At 67.5% G+C, this 21,494-nt stretch carries 20 protein-coding genes; 10 read left to right on the forward strand and 10 right to left on the reverse strand.

All coding sequences use genetic code 11. The annotated features are described in order from the left end of the window. Positions 1–18 precede the first annotated feature (18 nt). The 3 genes from mctP to LGM56_RS25630 all read right to left on the reverse strand — a co-directional run bounded on the left by mctP (position 19) and on the right by LGM56_RS25630 (position 2,924). Complete coding sequence (gene mctP, locus LGM56_RS25620) at positions 19–1,569, reverse strand: monocarboxylate uptake permease MctP (RefSeq protein WP_226207093.1); 1,551 nt, start codon at positions 1,567–1,569, stop codon at positions 19–21. Further along, a complete protein-coding gene (locus LGM56_RS25625; RefSeq protein WP_011352801.1) occupies positions 1,566–1,808 on the reverse strand; it encodes a DUF3311 domain-containing protein in 243 nt (80 codons plus the stop codon). The genes mctP and LGM56_RS25625 overlap by 4 nt, the downstream gene beginning before the upstream one ends. 198 nt (positions 1,809–2,006) lie before the next feature. Further along, positions 2,007–2,924: a spermidine synthase gene (locus LGM56_RS25630; RefSeq protein WP_226207094.1), complete on the reverse strand. Its 918-nt coding sequence runs from the start codon at positions 2,922–2,924 to the stop codon at positions 2,007–2,009. A 169-nt stretch (positions 2,925–3,093) separates the two neighbouring features. Here LGM56_RS25630 and LGM56_RS25635 point away from each other — a divergent pair, with 169 nt between their 5' ends. Both LGM56_RS25635 and LGM56_RS25640 read left to right on the forward strand, forming a co-directional pair. Next, on the forward strand, positions 3,094–3,372 hold the full coding sequence (locus LGM56_RS25635) for a YlcI/YnfO family protein (RefSeq protein ID WP_226207095.1): 279 nt from the start codon (positions 3,094–3,096) through the stop codon (positions 3,370–3,372). A gap of 41 nt (positions 3,373–3,413) precedes the next feature. Further along, positions 3,414–3,668: a hypothetical protein gene (locus tag LGM56_RS25640; RefSeq protein ID WP_089495381.1), complete on the forward strand. Its 255-nt coding sequence runs from the start codon at positions 3,414–3,416 to the stop codon at positions 3,666–3,668. Between the two features lie 19 nt (positions 3,669–3,687). Here LGM56_RS25640 and LGM56_RS25645 read toward each other — a convergent pair whose 3' ends face one another. The 4 genes from LGM56_RS25645 to LGM56_RS25660 form a co-directional block, all read right to left on the reverse strand. After that, a complete protein-coding gene (locus tag LGM56_RS25645; RefSeq protein WP_089431546.1) occupies positions 3,688–4,164 on the reverse strand; it encodes a DNA-deoxyinosine glycosylase in 477 nt (158 codons plus the stop codon). Next, a complete protein-coding gene (locus tag LGM56_RS25650; RefSeq protein WP_226207096.1) occupies positions 4,164–4,760 on the reverse strand; it encodes a chorismate--pyruvate lyase family protein in 597 nt (198 codons plus the stop codon). Before LGM56_RS25650 ends, LGM56_RS25645 begins: the two co-directional genes overlap by 1 nt. Before the next feature lie 8 nt (positions 4,761–4,768). Beyond that, the gene (gene htpG, locus LGM56_RS25655; protein WP_089495382.1) at positions 4,769–6,667 is read right to left on the reverse strand and encodes a molecular chaperone HtpG; all 1,899 of its coding nucleotides are present in this window, start codon (positions 6,665–6,667) and stop codon (positions 4,769–4,771) included. Between the two features lie 158 nt (positions 6,668–6,825). Next, entirely contained in the window at positions 6,826–8,286 is a 1,461-nt protein-coding gene (locus LGM56_RS25660) for a PLP-dependent aminotransferase family protein (protein ID WP_089495383.1), read from the reverse strand. A 230-nt stretch (positions 8,287–8,516) separates the two neighbouring features. Here LGM56_RS25660 and LGM56_RS25665 point away from each other — a divergent pair, with 230 nt between their 5' ends. The 7 genes from LGM56_RS25665 (at position 8,517) to LGM56_RS25695 (ending at position 16,860) form a co-directional block, all read left to right on the forward strand. Continuing rightward, complete coding sequence (locus LGM56_RS25665; RefSeq protein ID WP_089495384.1) at positions 8,517–9,209, forward strand: VOC family protein; 693 nt, start codon at positions 8,517–8,519, stop codon at positions 9,207–9,209. Between the two features lie 55 nt (positions 9,210–9,264). Then, entirely contained in the window at positions 9,265–10,173 is a 909-nt protein-coding gene (locus LGM56_RS25670) for a DMT family transporter (protein ID WP_089495385.1), read from the forward strand. A gap of 151 nt (positions 10,174–10,324) precedes the next feature. Further along, the gene (locus LGM56_RS25675; RefSeq protein ID WP_226207097.1) at positions 10,325–11,506 is read left to right on the forward strand and encodes a PLP-dependent aminotransferase family protein; all 1,182 of its coding nucleotides are present in this window, start codon (positions 10,325–10,327) and stop codon (positions 11,504–11,506) included. Between the two features lie 42 nt (positions 11,507–11,548). Then, on the forward strand, positions 11,549–12,007 hold the full coding sequence (locus tag LGM56_RS25680) for a RidA family protein (protein ID WP_011352811.1): 459 nt from the start codon (positions 11,549–11,551) through the stop codon (positions 12,005–12,007). 13 nt (positions 12,008–12,020) lie between these two features. Then, positions 12,021–12,902, forward strand: a complete 882-nt coding sequence (locus LGM56_RS25685; RefSeq protein ID WP_226207098.1) for a PhzF family phenazine biosynthesis protein — start codon at positions 12,021–12,023, stop codon at positions 12,900–12,902. A 219-nt stretch (positions 12,903–13,121) separates the two neighbouring features. Then, entirely contained in the window at positions 13,122–15,461 is a 2,340-nt protein-coding gene (locus tag LGM56_RS25690; protein WP_226207099.1) for an EAL domain-containing protein, read from the forward strand. Between the two features lie 190 nt (positions 15,462–15,651). Beyond that, complete coding sequence (locus LGM56_RS25695; protein WP_226207100.1) at positions 15,652–16,860, forward strand: chromate transporter; 1,209 nt, start codon at positions 15,652–15,654, stop codon at positions 16,858–16,860. Between the two features lie 57 nt (positions 16,861–16,917). On the opposite strand, the gene LGM56_RS25700 is transcribed toward LGM56_RS25695, so the two are convergent. After that, entirely contained in the window at positions 16,918–17,364 is a 447-nt protein-coding gene (locus tag LGM56_RS25700) for a multidrug/biocide efflux PACE transporter (protein ID WP_071334964.1), read from the reverse strand. Between the two features lie 113 nt (positions 17,365–17,477). Between LGM56_RS25700 and LGM56_RS25705 the strand changes: the two genes are divergently transcribed. Then, positions 17,478–18,362, forward strand: a complete 885-nt coding sequence (locus LGM56_RS25705) for a LysR family transcriptional regulator (protein WP_039370345.1) — start codon at positions 17,478–17,480, stop codon at positions 18,360–18,362. Between the two features lie 53 nt (positions 18,363–18,415). On the opposite strand, the gene LGM56_RS25710 is transcribed toward LGM56_RS25705, so the two are convergent. Then, positions 18,416–18,874, reverse strand: a complete 459-nt coding sequence (locus LGM56_RS25710) for a CopD family protein (RefSeq protein WP_089495391.1) — start codon at positions 18,872–18,874, stop codon at positions 18,416–18,418. A 250-nt stretch (positions 18,875–19,124) separates the two neighbouring features. Next, positions 19,125–21,446 (reverse strand): DNA topoisomerase IV subunit A, encoded by a 2,322-nt coding sequence (gene parC / locus LGM56_RS25715; RefSeq protein WP_226207101.1) that lies wholly within the window; start codon positions 21,444–21,446, stop codon positions 19,125–19,127. Positions 21,447–21,494: the final 48 nt, after the last annotated feature.

The raw sequence follows: 21,494 nt of genomic DNA on the forward strand, positions 1-21,494 counted from the left end.
GTGGCCGTGCAGGCGGCGTCAGCCTTCCACCACGTCGAGATAATCCTCCGGCCGCGTGCGATCCTCCGCATGCGCCATGCCCATCACGCGCACCAGCACGCTCACCACCACCGCCACCACCAGGTTCACGACCAGCGACCACACGGCTGCGTAGCCGGGAATCGCGAGACCGAACAGGCGGATCGTGAAGATCGATCCGGCCAGCTTCAGCGAGATCGCCATCCACGTGCCGCATACGATGCCGGCCGCCCAGCCGGCCAGCAGGCCGCGATGGTCGAGCACGCGCGTGTACAGGCCGAGCACGATCGCCGGCAGCGTCTGGATGATCCAGATCCCGCCGAGCAGCTGCAGCTGGATCGCGTAGGTCAGCGGCAGCCCGAGGATGAACGCGACGGCGCCGACCTTCACGATCAGCGACACGAGCTTCGCGACGTGCGTTTCCTGCTCGTGCGACATGTTGCGGTTCACGAACTCGCGGTGAATGTTGCGCGTGTACAGGTTCGCGGCCGCGATCGACATGATGGCCGCCGGCACCAGCGCGCCGATGCCGATCGCCGCGAACGCGACGCCGACGAACCACGACGGGAAATACTGGAGGAACAGCGCGGGCACCGCGAAGTTCGGGCCGAACGCCTTGAAGTACGGCGCGTACTGCGGCATGTCCTTCACACCCGATGCGAGCGCCATGTAGCCGAGCAGCGCGAGCAGGCCGAGCACGAACGAATACGCGGGCAGCATCGCCATGTTGCGACGGATCGAGTTGCCGGACGACGACGACAGGATCGCCGTCACCGAGTGCGGATACAGGAACAGCGCGAGCGCCGAGCCGATCGCGAGCGTCGCGTACGCGCTGTAGCCGTTCAGGCTCATCGCGTCGGGCGCCTTCAGCAGCAGCTTCGCGGGCGGCACGCTCGCGAAGATGTGCCCGAAGCCGCCGAGCTTCGCCGGGATCACGATGACCGCCGCGGCGATCGTGATGTAGATCAGGATGTCCTTGACGATCGCGATCATCGCGGGCGCGCGCAGGCCCGACGTGTACGTGTACGCGGCGAGGATCGCGAACGCGATGATCAGCGGCAGGTCGCCGACGAAGCCGGTCGTGTCGAAGCCGAGCGCGCCGATCACCACCTCGATGCCGACGAGCTGCAGCGCGATGTACGGCATCGTCGCGACGATGCCCGTCACAGCGATCGCGAGCGCGAGCATCCGGCTGCCGTAGCGCGCGTTGACGAAGTCGGCGGACGTCACGTAGCCGTGCCGCTTCGCGATGCTCCACAGCTTAGGAAACACGACGAACGCGAACGGATAGATCAGGATCGTGTACGGCAGCGCGAAGAAGCCCATCGCGCCGGCGCCGAACACGAGCGCGGGCACCGCGACGAACGTGTAGGCCGTGTAGAGGTCGCCGCCGAGCAGGAACCATGTGACGATCGTGCCGAAGCGGCGGCCGCCGAGGCCCCATTCGTCGAGATGGGCGAGATCGCCGCGCCGCCAGTTCGCGGCCAGGAAACCGATGATCGTGACGCCGATGAACAGCAGCACGAAGACGAAGGTTGCGCCGAGATTCATCGCGCACCTCCCTGCGGGCCGCTCGCCTTCCACGCGTTCTTGGTCTTGAAGTACACGAACGCGGTGATCACCGCGCTAATGAAGACCCAAAGCAGCTGGTACCAGTAGAAAAACGGAAAACCCAACCATTGCGGTTCGATCTTGCTGTACGACGGTACCCAGACCATCGCAATCAGCGGCAGTACCAGCAGCCAGAGCCAGCGCTTGGCGGCCCGGTTGGCGTCGGCATCGTGAGCCATGACGTCTCCTCATCTTTCCCGGTTATCGATCTTGTTGAGCGGGTACGGCGCCGAGAGGAGCGCAAAACGGGTAGGCTGCGGCTCCCCTGGCTTCGCGCCAGTATAGGAGCCGCTCGCACGCGGTCAAGCAGGGGCGAACCCGATGTGATCCGCCCCTTGACGCGTGGTTGCACCGGCATGCCGCCGGTGCATGAAGCGTCAGATCGCGAACGCGGTGTCGCGTGCGCCGGTCGTTTCTTTCAAAGCTTTCACCCACTTGCGTGCGGGCAGCTTCAGCGTGTCCTCGATCAGCTTCGCGCGTTCGTCGAGCTGCGCGAACGACACGTCGAGCGCGGGGCCCGAGAACGCGATCGCGATCCGGTTGCCGTCATGCACTTCCGGCAGCGCGATCACGCGGTGATCGAACGCCGTGTTCAGGTGCTTCATGTTGCGCACGAAGCTCGGATGATCGCCGAACAGGTTGATCGTCGCGATGCCCGCATCGGCGAGGCAGCCGCGCACCGCGCGGTAGAACGCGACGCTGTCGAGCACGGGGCCGCGCGCGGTCGCGTCGTACAGGTCGATCTGGATCGCGCCCGTCGTGCCGCGGTTGGCCGGGTCGTTGACGAAATCCCAGGCGTCGGCTTCATGCACGGCGAGACGCGCATCGTCGGGCGGCAGCGCGAACATCGTGCGCGCGGCGACGATCACGGCCGGGTTCAGCTCGACGGCCTCGACCTTCGCGTGCGACAGGAAGCGGTGCGAGAACTTGGTCAGCGCGCCGGTGCCGAGCCCGAGCTGGACGATCCGCTCGGGCGTTTCGAGGAACAGCAGCCACGCCATCATCTGCTGCGCGTATTCGAGTTCGATATGCAGCGGCTTCGAGATCCGCATCGCGCCCTGCACCCATTCGGTACCGAAGTGCAGGAAGCGCACGCCGCCCTCTTCCGAGAACGTGACGGGCGCGAAGCGCGGCTTGCGCGGGGCTTCGAGCACGGGCACGTCGTCGTGCTCGTCGATGTCCGGGCGGCGCTTCAATCGCGGCGGCTGGAGTTTTTCGGAGCCGTTGTACGCGAACGGCTTGCTGCGCTTGGACGCGCGCGCCTCGGCGGACGCGCGCTTGATCAGTCGGGTCATGTGTGAATCTCGCTGGGTGAAGCTGGTTTTAGCGGACGAGAGGATAGCATTGGCGGGACGATAGTCGCTGTCGGAAACGATCCACCACTGCGTACCGTTGGCCTGTCACGTGCACAATCGCTGCGCGTGGACGACAATGCATTGAAATCGTGTTTGTGGAAGTCGCCCGATGAAGACCACCGTTTGTCAGCCCATCCCCATCGAACCCGAACTGCTCGCCGTTGCCGAACGCGTCCTGCGTGGCGGCGAAACGCTGTCGAGCTTCGTCGAGCAATCAATCCGCGACGGCATCGCGTATCGCCGGCTTCAAAGCGCGTTCATCGCACGCGGCATTGCATCGCGCGACGAGGCGCGACGCACGGGCGAGTACGTTTCGTCATCCGACGCGCTCGCACGGCTGGAACGCCTGCTCGATACGATGAGTGCCCGCCAGCGACACGCTCGCTAACAAAAAGTCAGCGTAACAATCATCAGACAACGAGGAGCCACATGGCCTCGCACCACAAGACGATCTGGTTTCCGGCGAAACGCTACGGCTGGGGATGGGGGTTGCCGGTCGCGTGGCAAGGCTGGGGCGTGCTGCTGCTCTTCATGATCGGGATCGTGGCGGTTGCGACGCACGTGTCGCCCGCCCAATCACCGCTGGCGTTCGCGGCATGCATCGTGGGGCTGGTGGCCGCGCTCACGATCGTGTGCTGGCTGAAAGGCGAAAAGCCGACATGGCGCTGGGGCAAGGACGAATAAGCAACGATCCGTCCATTCGTCAGGCACGAATCCCGTGCCACTGCGCAAGCTTCTGCTCGAACGTCAGCATCGCATTCGCCGGGCTCGACGAAGGCAGCACGAGCGTGTCGTACCCCGCCGCGCCGATCACCTCCGCAAACCGCCCCGCCGTCTTGCCGTTGAAACACACGCGCTTGAGCAACGGCGCATGCTCGCGCAACGACGCGAAATCGTTCGGCTTCGCATGCCGGATCGCCGAATCGAGGCTGCCCTCGCGATGGCACGCGGCCAAGACATCCCAGATCCCGATCCCGTGCGACAGCACACGCTCGAGCCGCGCGTCGTACGCGAACTCGTGCAGCCCGTGCTCGCCGAGCACCGTGCCGAGCAGCCGCCAGAACTGGTTGCGCGGATGTGCGTAGTACTGCGCGGCATCGAGCGACGCCTCGCCCGGAAAACTGCCGAGGATCATCGTGTGCGTATTCGCCGCGACCACCGGCGGAAACCCGCGCAACATTACGCGCCTCCGTCCGGCCCGCCCGAGCGCGGCCCGTCGCCGTGCGCATCGAGATGGCGCCACAGCGCCGGCAGCATGCACTCGGTGACCATCAACGGCTTGCCGTGACGCTGGAACACCGAGCGCCGCGCGGCGAACGAATGCGGCGCACGCGCCGCGCCAAGCGCATGGGTGGCCAGCGCATACAACGGATGGCCGGCGATCACGCGCCGGCTGACGAGCGCCGAACGCTCGACCTGCGGATCGCTGTACAGCAGCTCCGCCAGCGGCCGCGTGCGCAGCCGCCGCATCGCCTGCCACACACCCTTGCTGGCCGCGAGCGGCGCGATGCTGTGCGCGGCGACGAACGGCATGCCGTCGACCGACAGGATCACCTCGCGCACCCACATCGGCGCGCGCGGCGCACTGGCGAGCGCGTCCGGCTCGTCGAACCACGGGCAGTCGACGGCCTCGCGCGTCACGCGCACGTTCACGCGGCCGAGCCGCGCGAGGTGCGCGGTCAGCGATCCGCCGCGCGTCAACCAGTCACGCTGATCGAGCGTGCAGCCAGGCCGCGGCGTCTCGCGCCAGCCGGCCTGACCGCCGTCGAATCGCATCCGCGCGTTCACGCGGCGCGCGACAGCAGCAGCGCGTTGGTCCGCTTCACGAAGCTTGCCGGATCGTCGAGCATGCCGCCTTCGGCGAGCAGCGCCTGGTCGAACAGCAGATGGCACCAGTCGCCGAAATCGGCGCTGTCGGCATTCAGCTGCTTCACGAGCGCGTGCTCCGGGTTGATCTCGAGGATCGGCTGCATCGCCGGCGCGTTCTGGCCGGCCGCCTTCAGCATGCGCTGCAGGTAGCCGCTCATGTCGTTGTCGTCCGCGACGAGGCACGACGGCGAATCGGTCAGGCGGAACGTGACGCGCACTTCCTTCACCTTGTCGCCGAGCGCTTCCTTCATCTTCTCGACGACCGGCTTGATCGCCTCGCCCGCCTGCTCCTGCGCCTTCTTCTCCTCGTCGTTCAGCTCGCCGAGATCGAGATCGCCGCGGGCCACGCTCGCGAGCGGCTTGCCGTCGAATTCGTGCAGGAACGACAGCATCCATTCGTCGACGCGGTCGGTCAGCAGCAGCACCTCGACGCCCTTCTTGCGGAACACTTCCAGATGCGGGCTATTCTTCGCGGCCTGCCACGTATCGGCGGTCACGTAGTAGATCTTGCTCTGCTCGGGCTTCATGCGCGACACGTAGTCGGCGAGCGACACGTCCTGCGCGTCGGTGTCGCCGTGCGTCGACGCGAAGCGCAGCAGCTTCGCGATGCGCTCGCGGTTCGCGTGATCCTCGCCGAGGCCTTCCTTCAGCACCTGGCCGAACGCGCTCCAGAACGTCTTGTACTTCTCCTTGCCGGCATCCTCTTCCGCGTTCGCGAGCTCTTCGAGCATCGACAGCGCGCGCTTCGTCACGCCTTCGCGGATCGCCTTCACGTCGCGGCTTTCCTGCAGGATTTCACGCGACACGTTCAGCGGCAGGTCCGCCGAATCGACGACGCCCTTCACGAAGCGCAGGTACTGCGGCAGCAGCTGCTCGGCGTCGTCCATGATGAACACGCGCTTCACGTACAGCTTCAGGCCGCCGCGGTAATCGCGGTTCCACAGGTCGAACGGCGCGTGCGACGGCACGAACAGCAGTTGCGTGTACTCGCTGCGGCCCTCGACGCGGTTATGCGTCCACGTGAGCGGATCCTGGTGGTCGTGCGCGATGTGCTGGTAGAACTGCGTGTACTGCTCGTCGGTGACGTCGCTCTTCGACCGCGTCCACAGCGCGCTCGCCTGGTTGACGGTCTCGTCCTCGTCCTTCAGGACCATCTCGCCCTTTTCCTGATCCCATTCTTCCTTCTGCATCAGGATCGGCAGCGCGATGTGGTCGGAATACTTCTGGATGATCGACTTCAGCCGGTGCGACGACAGCAGGTCGTCCTCGCCTTCGCGCAGGTGCAGCGTGATCGTCGTGCCGCGCTGCGCGCGCTCGATCGCGTCGATCGTGAAATCGCCCTCGCCCGCGCTTTCCCAGCGCACGGCTTCGCTCGCCGGCAGGCCCGCGCGGCGCGTTTCAACCGTGATCTTGTCGGCGACGATGAAGCCCGAGTAGAAACCGACGCCGAACTGGCCGATCAGCGCCGCATCCTTCTGCTGGTCGCCGGACAGCTTCGTGAAGAACTCCTTGGTGCCCGAGCGCGCGATCGTGCCGAGGTTCGCGATCGCTTCGTCGCGGCTCATGCCGATGCCGTTGTCGTCGATCGTGATCGTGCGCGCGGCCTTGTCGTAGCCGATGCGGATGCGCAGGTTCGGATCGTTCTCGTACAGCGCGTTGTCCGCGAGCCCTTCGAAACGCAGCTTGTCGGCCGCGTCGGACGCGTTCGACACCAGTTCGCGCAGGAAGATTTCCTTGTTGCTGTAGAGCGAATGGATCATCAGGTGGAGGAGTTGCTTGACCTCTGCCTGAAAGCTCATCGTTTCATGTGCCATGGATGCTGTTTCCTCTTACTTGAACTTGAATGGGGTGCCGCGAGCGCCCGGCGCGCGATGCCGGCCGGCCCGTGAAAGGCGACCGCCCGGCGCTAGCGGTTTGCGCGCGTATCTGGAGGCGGCACGCCCGATTTCAAGGGCGGGCGTGCCGCGCCGCGTCACGATGCGCGGCGCACGGCCGAATCGATATAGCGTGACAGCAGCGCCGGCAACGCGGGATCGCCGCAGTTCGCGACGTTGAAGCGCATCCACGTGGACGGTGATTGCTGCGGCGAGAACAGGCTGCCCGGCGTCAGCAAAAAACCGGCCTCGTGCGCGACCGCCGCGAGCGCGTCCGAATCGACGCCCGTGTCGGCCCACAGGAACATCCCGGCCGCCGGCATCGTGAACAGGCCGAGCCCCGTGCGCTCGAGCATCCGCGCGGTCTTGTCGCGCACGCCGTCGAGCCGCGCGCGCAGCCGCTCGACGTGGCGCCGGTAATGCCCTTCGGTCAGGATCTTGTACAGCACGCGCTCGTTGAGCTCGGGCGTCGTCATCCCCACCAGCATCTTCTGGTCGGTGAGCGCCTTCGCGATCTCCGGCGCGCACGCGACATAGCCGACCCGCAGGTTCGCCGCGAGCGTCTTCGAATAGCTGCCGAGGTAGATCACGCGCTTCAACTGGTCGAGGCTCGCGAGGCGCGTGGCCGGATAGCTCGGCGGGCACAGGTCGCCGTACACGTCGTCCTCGACGACGAGGAAGTCGTATGCCTCCGCGAGCTTCAGGATCCGGAACGCCTGCGCGGCCGACAGCGACGTGCCGGTCGGGTTCTGGAGCACCGAATTGATCACGAGCATCTTCGGCCGCCACATCTGGACGAGCGTTTCGAGCGCGTCGAGATCGGGGCCGTCCGGCGTGTACGGCATCCCGACGAGCTGCGCGCCCTGCGCCGCGAAGCGCCCGAACATCTGGAACCAGGCCGGATCGCCGACGATCACCGCATCGCCGGGCTTCACGTAGATCCGCGCGATCAGGTCGATCGCCTGCGTGATCCCCGACACCAGCACGATCTGTTCGGGCTTCGCGCCGATCTCCACTTCGGCGAGGCGCGTCTGCAGTTGCTGGCGCAGCGGCAGGAAGCCCTGCGCGGTGCCGAAGCCGAGCATCTGCGCGCCGGACTGCCGCCCGAGCGCGCGCAGCGCGCCGGTGATCAGTTCGCCGTCGAGCCAGCGGCCCGGCAGATAGCCGAGACCCGGCCCCTTTTCCGGGCTGACGGTATGCAGCATGTTGCGCAGCAGCCAGACGACGTCGATCGTGTTGTGCACCGGCGCGGCCTCGGCCACGCGTGCGACGCCGTCGGCCGGCTGCGGGCCGGCGGCCGTGCGCTCGCGCACGTAGAAGCCCGAGCCGCGCCGCGAGTCGAGGTAACCCTGTGCGACGAGACGCTCGTACGCCTCGACGACGGTGAAGCGCGACACGCTCTTGTCGAGCGCGAGCTTGCGGATCGACGGCATCCGCATGCCGGGCCGGAACACGCGTTCGTCGATGCGCCGTCGCGCCCACTGGACAAGCTGGTCGACGAGCGTGAGCGTGGCCGTGTCGTGCGGCACGGGAATCTGGGCGAGTGGGACGGTGGACATGGGCGGCAGCTCCAACTGTACCGAAGGCTATCGCGCCGATTGTACCGTTACTGTGCCGGTAGCGACGATTACAGTTGACCGGAATGGCGACCGTGCGGCCACCGTTCCGGCCCCGCCGCACCTGGCACCGCGCCTACCGGCCCGCATCGCGGCCGGTATGCCGGCCGGTCCGGCCACCGCCCGGCGCATCGCCTGCCCACCATGACACTTTCGCTTTCCGACCGACGTTCATGCCAGCCCGCTCCCTGACACTCGACCATCTCGTGATCGCCGCGCGCACGCTCGACGAAGGCGTCCGCCACGTCGCCGACGCGCTCGGCATCGAACCTGCCGGCGGCGGCCGCCACCCGCTGATGCGGACCCACAATGCGCTGTTCGGCGTGTGGGGCGGGCTCTACCTCGAAGTGATCGCGATCGATCCCGATGCGCCTGCACCGAACGCCGGCGCCGAACCGCCGCACGCGCGGCTGTTCGGGCTCGACGATCCGGCCATGCACGCGCGGCTTGCGCAAGGCCCGTTTCTCGCGCACTGGGTCGCGCGGGTCGATCGTCCGCGCCAGCTCGCGCTGTGGCAGAGCCAGTACCCGGCGCGCATCCCGCCGGTCGTCGCGATGCGGCGCGGCGACCTGAGCTGGGGCCTCACCGTGCCCGACGACGGCGCGTTCCCCGCATGGCAAGGCGCGGGCGACGGCCTCCTGCCTTCGCTGATCCAGTGGGACAGCGCGCGCCACCCGGCCGAATCGCTGCCGGGCGACGGCATCGCGCTGAAGGCGCTCAAGGGCGCCCACCCGCGCGCGGACGCGCTCCGCGAACAGCTCGACTGGCTCGGCGCCGCCCACCTGCTCGACCTCGAAACCATCGACGGCCCGCCCGCGCTGGTCGCCGAATTCGACACGCCGCAGGGCGCACGCACGCTGCGCTGAGCGCCACGCCGCCCCCGACTACATCTAATACCGGCAACACGGAGACACCCACTTCATGAATTCGCGCGAAACCCGGGGCATGCTGCTCGGCCTCATCGGCGTGATGATCTTCAGCCTGACGCTGCCGATGACGCGGATCGTCGTCTCCGAACTCCATCCGCTGCTCAACGGGCTCGGCCGCGCGCTCGCCGCCGCGGTGCCGGCCGGCCTGCTGCTGTGGTGGCGCCGCGAGCCGCTGCCGACCCGCGCGCAGCTGAAAAGCCTCGCGACCACGTCGCTCGGCGTGATCATCGCGTACCCGGTGTTCTCCGCATGGGCGATGAAAACCGTACCGGCTTCGCACGGCGCGGTGGTCAACGGCCTGCAGCCGCTGTTCGTCGCGCTGTATGCGGCCTGGCTGTCGCACGAGCGGCCGTCGAAGGCGTTCTGGGCCAGCGCGGTGGCCGGCAGCGCGCTCGTGATCGCGTTCGCGCTGCGCGACGGCGGCGGCACGGTGCAGGCCGGCGACGCGCTGATGCTCGTCGCGGTCGGCATCGGTGCGCTCGGTTATGCGGAAGGCGCGCGGCTCGCGCGCCAGATCGGCGGCTGGCAGGTGATCTGCTGGGCGCTCGTCGTGTCCGCGCCGTTCCTCGTGCTGCCGGTCGGCTGGCTCGCGTGGACGCAGCATGCCGCGCATCCGGGCCCGCTCGCGCTGCGCACGTGGCTCGCGTTCGGCTACGTGACCCTCTTTTCGCAATTCATCGGCTTTTTCGCGTGGTACGCGGGGCTCGCGATGGGCGGCATCGCGCGCGTCGGCCAGGTGCAACTGCTGCAGATTTTCTTCACGATTGCCTTTTCCGCGCTGCTGTTCGGCGAAACGGTGACGCCGTCGACGTGGCTGTTCGCGGCCGCGGTGATCGCCACCGTGGTGCTCGGGCGCCGCTCGGCGGTCGCCACCGCCGCGCAACCGGCTCGCGCCGGCTGAACAGCTGCGCCATAATGGACGTTTTGCCTGATCGGTTTGCCCACCCGGCCGCGAAGGCTCGATCGCGCTCGTGCCTGCCCACCCGGCGGCGTCGACGCGATTTGCCCGAACGACCTTTCTTGACTGACCACGATATCCGAACGAGGAGACTATGAATCCGAGCGACCTGCATCCGCCGCACTGGCAGCTTTCCGAACGCGCACGCAAGCTGACGAGCTCTGCCATCCGCGAAATCCTGAAGGTCACGGAACGCCCCGAGGTCATCTCGTTCGCCGGCGGCCTGCCCGCCCCTGCCACGTTCCCGGCCGAGCGCATGCGCGCCGCCGCCGATCGCGTGCTGCGCGACGCGCCGGCCGCCGCGCTCCAGTACAGCGCGACCGAAGGCTACCTGCCGCTGCGCGAATGGATCGCCGAGCGCTACAGCGTGCGTGTGTCGCAGGTGCTGATCACGACCGGCTCGCAGCAGGCGCTCGACCTGCTCGGCAAGGCGCTCGTCGATCCGGGCAGCCCGATCCTCGTCGAAACCCCGACCTACCTCGGCGCGCTGCAGTCGTTCTCGCTGTACGAGCCGCGCTACGTGCAGGTGCCGACCGACGAGCAGGGCCTGCTGCCGGAGGGCCTGACGCCCGAACTCACGCAAGGCGCGCGCCTCTTGTACGCGCAGCCGAACTTCCAGAACCCGACCGGCCGCCGCCTGCCCGTCGAGCGCCGCCGCGCGCTTGCCGCGTTCGCGCAGTCGAGCCCGTTCCCGGTGCTGGAAGACGATCCGTACGGCGCGCTGAACTACCGCGGCGAGCCGCTGCCGACGATGCTGTCGATGGCGCCCGATCACATCGTGCACCTCGGCACGTTCTCGAAGGTGCTCGCACCGGGCCTGCGGATCGGCTACATCATTGCGCCCGAGGAACTCCACTTCAAGCTCGTGCAGGCCAAGCAGGCCACCGACCTGCACACGCCGACGCTCACGCAGCGCATCGCGCACGAAGTGATCAAGGACGGTTTCCTCGACGAGCACATCCCGACGATCCGCGAGCTGTACAGTGCGCAGTGCGACGCGATGCTCGGCGCGCTCGAGCGCCACATGCCGGAAGGCGTCACGTGGAACCGCCCGGAAGGCGGGATGTTCATCTGGGTGAACCTGCCCGCGCAGATCGACAGCATGAAGCTGCTCGCCACGGCCGTCGACAACCACGTCGCGTTCGTGCCGGGCGCGCCGTTCTTCGCGGACAACGCGCAGCAGAACACGCTGCGGCTGTCGTTCGTGACGGTGCCGCCCGAGAAGATCGAGGAAGGCGTCGCGCGCCTCGGCAAGCTGCTGCGCGAACGTCTCTGATCCCCTTTTTCCTGTCACGACTCTCTACGAGGAATCGAATCCATGGCTAACGTCTACGACAAGCTGAAGTCGCTCGGCATCGAGCTCCCGACCGCCGGCGCACCGGCCGCCGCCTACGTGATGAGCGCGCAAACCGGCAACACGGTGTTCCTGTCGGGCCACATCGCGAAGAAGGACGGCAAGGTCTGGGCCGGCAAGCTCGGCGCGGATCTGCAGACGGAAGACGGCAAGGCCGCCGCCCGCTCGATCGCGATCGACCTGCTCGCGACGCTGCACGCGCACACCGGCGACCTGAACAAGGTCACGCGCATCGTCAAGCTGATGAGCCTCGTCAACTCGACGCTCGACTTCACCGAACAGCACGTCGTGACGAACGGCGCGTCGGAACTGATCGCGGAAGTGTTCGGCGACGCCGGCAAGCACGCGCGCTCGGCGTTCGGCGTCGCGCAGATCCCGCTCGGCGCGTGCGTCGAGATCGAGCTGATCGCCGAAGTTGCGTAACGAACGCAGCACGATGCCCGGCCGTCTCGTCCGTTTCAAGCAGGTCGACGTGTTCACGTCGGTACCGTTCAAGGGCAACGCGCTCGCCGTGGTGTTCGACGCCGATTCGCTCGGCGACGACCACATGCTCGCGATCGCCCGCTGGACGAACCTGTCGGAAACGACGTTCCTCTGCACGCCGACCGATCCGGAAGCCGACTACCGCGTCCGGATCTTCACGACGGAGGGCGAACTGCCGTTCGCCGGCCACCCGACGCTGGGCACCGCGCATGCGTTCCTGGAAAGCGGCGCGCGGCCGCGCACGCCGGGCCGGCTGATCCAGCAGTGCGGGGTCGGCCGGGTCGCGCTGCGCGAGCAGGCCGACGGCTGGGCGTTCGCCGCGCCGCCGGCACGCGTCACGCCGCTCGACCGCTCGGACTACGCGGCGCTGGCTGCCGCGTTGCGCAGCGACGCGCTCGACCTGGATGCCGAGCCGTGCGCGGTCGACAACGGCGCGCCATGGCTGGTCATGCGGCTGAAGTCGGCCGATGCCTGCATCGGCCTGACCCCCGATCCGGCCGCGCTGGCGGCGCTCACGCACCGCTACGGCACGGACGGCGTCGCCGTCTACGCGCCGCACGCGGAAGGCGGCCCCGCGACGTTCGAAATCCGCTGCCTGATGACGGGCGGCAATTTCGGCTTCGGCGAGGATCCCGTCACCGGCAGCGCGAACGCCGCGCTCGCCGGGCTGCTGACGCGGCAGGAACGCCGCCCCGGCCAGTCGTATACGGCCCGCCAGGGTACGGCGATCGGCCGCGACGGCCGCGTCTTCGTCAGCTATGACGAAGACGGCACCACCTGGATCGGCGGCCAGGTCGTCACCGTCGTCGATGGCACTTTCCTGTCACCCGCCTGACATTTCGCGATGTGCGATGGCGCCGGCCCGCCCGGCGCCCCCTACGATTCGCCCAACTATCGCAAAAACGTTCCAACCAGTAATATCGGGCCTAATCCGTTGTTTCGGAGGTCTGTCCATGGTTGCGTGTCCCGCGAACGAACAGACGTCGGGACAACCCCAGCCAATAATCAGCCATCCAGACGGATGGCGCACGCGAGCAGGACGCCACCCGCTTCGATGAGCTCCGCCCGGTCCAACCACACGCCGCCGACCCGGCCGCTACGCGCGCCGCGCAAATCGCGCCGGCGTGCGCTATTTGCGATCCCGCTGCTCGGGATGCTGGCGCTCGCGCTGCTGTGGGCCGTGATCATCGCGCGTCTGTCGGTGGAAAAGGACAGCGCCTACAAGGAAGCAGCGGCTTCCGCGGCGATCCTGTCCTCCGCGCTCGAGCAGCACACGGTCAAGGCGATCCACCAGGTCGACCAGATCACCCGCTTCGTCAAGTTCGAATTCGAGAAGTCGCCCGCCCGCTTCAACCTCGCCAGCGCCGTCGAGAAAGGCGTCGTGCCGAGCGACACGCTGATCCAGGTGTCGCTCGTCAACGCGAAGGGCATCCTGTTCGCGAACACGGCCGAGTTGCATCCGCAGCCGATCAACCTGTCCGACCGCGAGCACTTCAAGGTCCACCTCGCGCACAACGACGACCGCCTGTTCATCAGCAAGCCCGTACTCGGCCGCGTGTCGAGCCACTGGACGCTGCAGATGACACGGCGCCTGAACAACCCGGACGGCAGCTTCGCGGGCATCGTCGTCGTGTCGGAAGACCCGAGCTACTTCACCAACGACTTCTACAACAACGCGGCGATCGGCAAGGAAGGCGTGATCGCGGTCGTGTCCGATACCGGCGCGGTGCTCGCGCGGCGCACGGGCTCGGTCAGCAACGCGCCCGGCGCGTTTTCCGCGTCGGGTGTTTACCCGATCGCCGAGCGCGTGACGGGCACGATCATCGACCCGATCGACGGCGTGACGCGCATCGTGTCGTACCGCCACCTCGACGGCTACCCGCTCGCGGTGATGGTCGGGCTGTCGCAAACCGAGGAATTCGCGGACTACTACCACACGCGCAACGTCTACCTGCTGATGACGAGCTTCATCACGCTCGCGATGCTCGCGTTCTTCGGCGTCGCGACGGGCCTGATCGGCAAGCTGCTCGGCCGTGAGCGCGAAATGACGCAGCTCGCCGAATACGACCTGCTCACCGGCCTCGCGAACCGCTATGCGACGCTGCGCGGGCTGCGCAACGACGTGTCGATGCCGGCGAGCCTGTCGCGGCTCGGGCTGCTGTTCATCGATCTCGACAACTTCAAGACCGTCAACGACACGCTCGGCCACAACGCCGGCGACATCGTGCTGCAGATGACCGCGTCGCGCCTGTCCGATGCGGTCGGCGACGAAGGCTCGCTCGCGCGCATCGGCGGCGACGAATTCGTCGTGGTGATGAAGGGCGACGACGTGGAGCGGCGCGCGGTGCGGCTCGCGGAAGCGATCATCCGGATGTTCGGCGAACCGTTCGACGTGCGCGGCAGCTCGTTCGTGCTGCATGCGAGCATCGGCATCGCGCTGCACACGGTGGCGAACGAGAGCGAGATCGACCTGCTGAAGAAGGCCGATCTCGCGATGTACAGCGCGAAGGACGCCGGCAAGAACTGCTACCAGTTCTATGCGCCGCACCTGTCGCACCGCGCCGACCACCTGATGCGCTGGGAACAGCAACTGCGCGTCGCGCTCGCCGAGGGGCAGCTGTTCCTCGCGTACCAGCCGAAGATCGACCTCACGCACCGCCACATCACCGGTTTCGAGGCGCTCGCGCGCTGGGATCATCCGGAGCACGGCGTCATCTCCGCGAACGAATTCATTTCGATCGCCGAATCGACCGGCCTGATCGTGCCGATCGGCGACTTCGTGATCCGCACCGCCTGCGAGCAGATCGCGCGCTGGCGCGACGACGGCCACGACACGCTGACGCTCGCGGTCAACATCTCGCCCGTGCAGTTCTGGCGCGGCGACCTGATCGAGACGATCTCGCAGGCGCTACAGGACACCGGCATCGACGCGAACCGGCTCGAGATCGAGATCACCGAGACCGCGATGATGGAATATCCGGAGCTCGTGTCCGAGAAGATCGTCGCGCTGAAGAAGCTCGGCATCCGGATCGCGCTCGACGATTTCGGTACCGGCTATTCGTCGCTGTCGTACCTGCACCGCTTCTCCGTCGACACGCTGAAGGTCGACCGCTCGTTCGTGCAGGCGATTCCGAACGATCGCAGCGTGTGCGTGATGGTGTCGTCGATCGTGCATCTCGCGCGCTCGCTCGGCCTGACCGTCGTCGTCGAAGGCACGGAAACCGAGGAGCAGATCACGTGGCTCGCCGCGCTCGGCGAGATCGAGGCGCAAGGCTTCCTGTTCTCGCGACCGGTGCCGGCCGACGCGATTCCCGCGCTGATCGCACGCTTCGGCGTGCGCGGCGACGCGCCGAACGTGATCGCGCATCGCGCGACCGGCAGCACGGGCGCGTAAGCGCACCGCGGCGCGCGTTGCACGCGCCGTCACTGTTTCGTTTTCCGATCCAATTGTTTAGTTCATGAACTAGCGTTTTCGCGCATGGCAGTGTCACGGTGCGCGGCGGACAATTGGGAGGGCCAACGTGTCGGCGGGCCGCCGGCATGGCCGCACGCGAGAGATCGGGCCCCGCGCTCACACCACCAACATGACTACCGTCGAAATCGAAGCGACCGCTGATATCGAACAGGCGCAGGCTTCCCTGTGGGACCTGTTCAAGGTCGTCGCCAGCATTTCGGCGGTCTCGTGGGGCGGGCTGTCGATGATGGCGCAGCTCGAACGCCACTACGTGGAGCGGCTGAAGCGCATCGAGCCCAACGTATTCGGCGACCTCGTCGCGCTGGCCTGGCTGGTGCCGGGCCCCGTCGGCTGCAACGTGGCGGTGCAGGTCGGCCAGATCCTGCACGGCCGCATCGGCGCGTGGATCGCCGGCATCGCGAGCGTGCTGCCGTTTTCCATCCTGATGACGCTGTTCGCGATCTTCTATCGCACGCCACTCGTGCGCTCGCTCGCCGCGCCGATGCTGATCAATCACTTCGGGATGGTGCTCGCCGCGCTGATCGGCGTCACGTGGGTCAAGCAGCTGCGCTCGCTCGCGCGCACACGGCGCGAGCAACTGATCGCCGCGCTGTCGACGATTCTGCTCGGTTTCGCACATAATCCGGCCGCCTTCGTCGGGATTCTCTTCGCCGCGTTCGCGGCCGGCTGGCTCACGGGGCCGCCGCAACGCGACGCGGTCGATTTCAGGTTGTCGACCCGCGACCGCAACCTGCTCGTGCTGCTCGGCGTGCTCGTCACGCTGTTCGCGGTGCCGCTGCCCGGCGATTACCAGGCGACGTTGCTGTGGCCGCGTCTCGCCGGCGCCGGCATGACGCTGTTCGGCGGCGGCTTTTCCGCGCTGCCCGTGCTCAAGACGCTGTTCGTCACGCCCGCGACGGGCATCTCCGATCACGACTTCACGCTGGCGTTCGCGCTGTCCCCAGTCGCGCCGGGGCCGTTGCTGAACGTCGTCCCGTTTCTCGGCTACCTGACCGACGGCTGGGTCGGCGCGCTGCTCGCGACGGCCGCGCTGTTCATTCCGTCGGGATGCCTCGTCGTGTTTGCGCAGAACCACCTGTCCCGGCTCAAGCGCCATTCGCGCTTCGCGCACGGAATGCGCCTGCTGCGTGCGGCGACCACGGGTTTTCTCGTCGTCGCCGTCGTGAGGATCCTGTACCGCGAACCCGTCGACCCCGTTTACTGGCTGACGGGCGCCTTCGCGACGCTGTGCTTCGCGCGCTTCAAGGTGCCCGTCTATGCCGTGTACGGCACGGTCGCAGTGGCTTGCGGCGTGTGGCTGCTGGCCGCCGCGCGCTGACGGGCGGCGACCACCGCCCCGCCGGGTTCTACCGGCATTCGCCCGTCCAGCCCGTCCTCAACCTGCCTGCACCGCGACCCGGCGTGCCATCCAGCGGGCGCGCAGCGCGTCGTAAGCGAGGTTGAAGCAGAACGTGTAAGGCAGGAAGAACAGCACGATGCCGAGGTCGAGCAACAGCGCCTCGACGAGGCTCACGTTCAGCCACCACGCGGCGACCGGCACCACCATCGCGACGAGGCCGAGCTCGAACGTGACCGCATGCGCGATCCGCATGCCGAGCGTGCGGGTCAGCCCCGCGCGCCGCTCGAAGCGGTCGAACAGCGTATTGAACGCCATGTTCCACGCCATCGCGATCAGCGACACCATCACCGTCAGCACGCCGACGTGCGACACCGGCATGTCGAGCAGCCACGCGCCGATCGGCGCGCACAGCGCGATCGCGACCAGCTCGAACGTCAGTGCATGCAGCAGCCGTTCCGTTACCGTTTTGTTGACCTGTTTCATGATTCCCTCCGATTCGTCTACTTCGTTCATGGCTGCCATTTTGATCGGCGTAACCGTATAAATCCAGTTTGATATCATCGGTTTCACCGATATATCGCCACCAGGAGCACCGCATGCGCCACGCCCCCGAAGCCCTGCTCGCCTTCGCCGAAGCCGCGTTGCTCGGCTCGTTCACGGCCGCCGCGCGCAAGCTCGGCAAGCGCCAGTCGACCGTGTCGGAGGCGATCGCGAACCTCGAGATCGATCTCGGCGTGCAATTGTTCGACCGCTCGACGCGGGCGCCGACCCTGACCGATGCCGGGCGCGCGCTGCTGCCGCAAGTCCAGCGCGCGCTCGAAGCCGGCGCGGCGATCGACCGCACGGCCGCGCGGCTCGCGCGTGGCGAGGAAGCGCGGCTGACGCTCGTCGTGTCCGATACGTACCAGTCGAAGCGCTACGAGGAAACGTTGATGGCGCTCGAACGGCGCTTCCCGGCGCTCGAGCTCGAATGCCAGATCGCCGAGCACGAAGACGTGCTCGACCTGATCCAGCAGGGGCGCGCGCAGCTCGGGCTGATGGCCGCGCGCGCGGCCTACCCGGCCGATATCGGCGCGGCGACGATTGCGGAGGAATCGGAAATCGGGCTGTTCGTCGGCCGCACGCACGCGCTCGCCGAATACGGCGACGCCGACGTGCCGCACGCCGCGCTGCGCGACGTGCGCGAACTGCGCCTCAATACCTATGTGAAAACGGAAGGCCGCGGCGCCGACGACCGGATCGTCGTCGGCACGCAGCACTGGCTGGCGCCGAGCTACCTGATGCTGCTGGAGATGGCCGTGCTGGGGTTCGGCTGGGCCGAACTGCCGCGCTGGATGGTCGACCACTTCGCGCGCGATCGCCTGTGCGAACTGCGTGCGCGCGGCTGGCCGCGCCGTGTGCGGGTCGATGCGGTCTGGTCGCGCAACCGGCCGCTCGGCCCGGTCGGCTCATGGCTGCTCGATGCGATGCTGGCCGCGTAGCGGCGCTTGCCGGCGCACCCGCGGCTGCGCGCGGGCTGGCCGGCTGCGGTCAATCAGAAACCGCGCGACAACACCGCCGCGCCGATCGTGACGACGCCGAGCACGAGGTTCACGAGCACGAGCAGGCGCACCGTATTCACCGCGCGCGCGCCGTCCGGCCATTTCTGCGCCTGCACCGCACGGCGGATGCGCGGGAACAGCGCAAACCGGATATGCCCGAAGATCAGCATCATCACGACGCCGAGCCCGGCCATCGCGTGCAGCGACCACGTCGCGTGCGCGCCGCCGAATTGCACGAGCAGGACGCCGCCCGTCAGCAGGATCACGATCACGGAACCCGAGACCCAGTTGAAGAAGCGGCCGAACACGCCTTCGATCAGCGGCAACCGAAGCTGCGGCGACAGGTCGGACAGCGCCGGACGCAGGCAGAAGTTGGCGAAGACCATCCCGCCCACCCACACGGCGACGGCCAGCAGATGAAGAAACAGCGCGACGGAGACAGCATGGGACATGACGGCAATCCTGTGAGGAGTGGGGTGCGGCGAACGGCCGCGTCGCACGCGGCATCGAGCGACGTTCGACCGGATTGTCGCCGAGCGGTTCAGACCCCAGGCGCGATTTCACATTATTTTGCAAGTTCCGCGTGACAGCGCCACGCTTGCTTACCCGCATCCCCGCTCCAAAAGAAAAGGCCGCACGTCCGCCGAAGCGGAGGTGCGGCCCTCGATCGCGGCCGAACCGGGCGATCGAACGTGCGCAGCGTCAGCCGAGCAGCGGACGCAGTTCGCTGACGACCTTGAGCTTCGTGTCAGGCGCGCGGCCCTTGCGGGCGCGCTTGCCGACGTGCGGCGCCAGCCCCGCATACGACAGCGTTTCGTCCATCACCTTGCCGCCGCGGCCGGTGCCGATCAGCACGACGCCGGCCGGATCGATCGCGAGCGCCTGCACGAGCGTTTCCTTGTCGTCGAGCGCCATCAGGATCACGCCGCGACCGCCGCCGGACAGCGTCTTCATCTCGTCCATCCCGAACACGAGCAGGCGGCCGCCGCTCGACAGGCACGCGACCTGCGTCGCGTTCGGCAGCACCGGCATCGGTGCGAGCGGCACCGCGCCCGCGTCGATCGTCATGAACGCCTTGCCGGCCTTCACGCGGCTCACCATGTCGCCGACCTTCGCGAGGAAGCCGAAGCCGTTGCTCGACGCGAGCAGCAGTTGCTGGTCGGCCGGCGCCGCGTAGTAGTGCATCAGGTGCGAGCCCGATTCGAGCTCGATCAGCGACGTGACGGGCACGCCGTCGCCGCGCCCGCCCGGCAGGATCGACACGTCCACCGAGTACACGCGGCCGCTGCTGCCCCATGCGATCAGGCGATCCGGCGTGCGGCACTGGAACGCCGCGTACAGATGGTCGCCGGCCTTGAACGAGAAGCTGGCCGGGTCGAGCCCGTGGCCCTTCAGCGCACGCACCCAGCCCTTCTGCGACACGACCACCGTGACCGGCTCGTCGACCACCTTCGCCTCGAAGGTCGCGCGCTTTTCCTGCTGGATCAGCGTGCGGCGATCGTCGCCGTACTGCTTCGCGTCGGCCTCGATCTCCTTGATCATCAGCCGCTTCATCGCGCTTTCGTTCGCGAGCAGTTCCTCGAGCTTCGCCTTCTCGTCGCGCAGCGCTTCGAGTTCCTTCTCGATCTTGATCTTCTCGAGCCGCGCGAGCTGGCGCAGCCGGATTTCGAGAATATCTTCCGCCTGCCGTTCGCTGAGCCCGAACGCGCTCATCAGCGCGGCCTTCGGCTCGTCCGACTCGCGGATGATGCGGATCACCTCGTCGATGTTCAGGAAGACGATCATCCGCCCTTCGAGGATGTGGATGCGGTCGTCGACCTTCGCGAGACGATGACGGCACCGGCGCGTCATCGTCAGCTGGCGGAACTTCACCCACTCGTCGAGGATCGTCAGCAGGCCCTTCTGGCCCGGCCGGCCGTCGGCGCCGATCATCACGAGGTTCAGCGTCGCGTTCGACTCGAGGCTCGTGTACGCGAGCAGCGTGTTCACGAATTCCGTCTGGTCGATCGTGCGCGACTTCGGCTCGAACACGAGCCGCACCGCCGCTTCCTTGCCCGACTCGTCGCGCACCGCGTCGAGCAGGTCGAGCATCGCCTTCTTCGTGTTGAGCTGCTCGGGCGTCAGCGTCTTCTTGCCGAGCTTGAGCTTCGGGTTCGTCAGCTCCTCGATTTCCTCGAGCACCTTCTGGCCCGACGTGCTCGGCGGCAGCTCGGTCACGACGAGCTGCCACTGGCCGCGTGCGAGATCCTCGATCTTCCAGCGCGCACGCACCTTCAGGCTGCCGCGGCCGGTTTCATAGGCCGCCGCGATTTCGGTGTCGCTCGAGATGATCTGCCCGCCGCCCGGGAAATCCGGGCCGGGAATCAGGTTCATCAGCTCCGCGTGCGAGAGCTTCGGATTGCGGATCAGCGCGACCGCCGCGCCCGCGACTTCGCGCAGGTTGTGCGACGGGATTTCGGTCGCGAGGCCGACCGCGATGCCCGACGCGCCGTTCAGCAGCACGAACGGCATGCGGCTCGGCAGCGTCTTCGGCTCCTCGAACGAGCCGTCGTAGTTCGGCATGAAGTCGACCGTACCCTGGTCGATCTCGTCGAGCAGCAGCTTTGCGATCGGCGTGAGGCGGGCTTCGGTGTATCGCATGGCAGCCGCGCCGTCGCCGTCACGCGAGCCGAAGTTGCCTTGCCCGTCGATCAGCGGGTAGCGCAGCGAGAAATCCTGCGCGAGACGCACCAGTGCGTCGTACGCCGACTGGTCGCCGTGCGGGTGGTATTTACCGAGCACGTCGCCGACCACGCGCGCCGACTTCACCGGCTTCGCGTCCGGGCCGAGGCCCATTTCGTTCATCGCGTAGAGAATCCGGCGCTGCACCGGCTTCTGGCCGTCGCACACGTCGGGCAGCGCGCGGCTCTTCACGACGCTGACCGCGTAGCTGAGATACGCCTGCTCCGCGTAGTTGCCGAGCGTCAGCGCGTCGGCGTCCGGTGCATCGGAGCTGGCGAAGAGATCGGAAGTGTTGTCGTCCATCTGAATTCCGTATTCGTAAGTGGCGTAAGGCCGGGCCGGGCGTCAATC

The organism is Burkholderia sp. AU38729 (assembly GCF_020419725.1).
Taxonomy (GTDB): domain Bacteria; phylum Pseudomonadota; class Gammaproteobacteria; order Burkholderiales; family Burkholderiaceae; genus Burkholderia.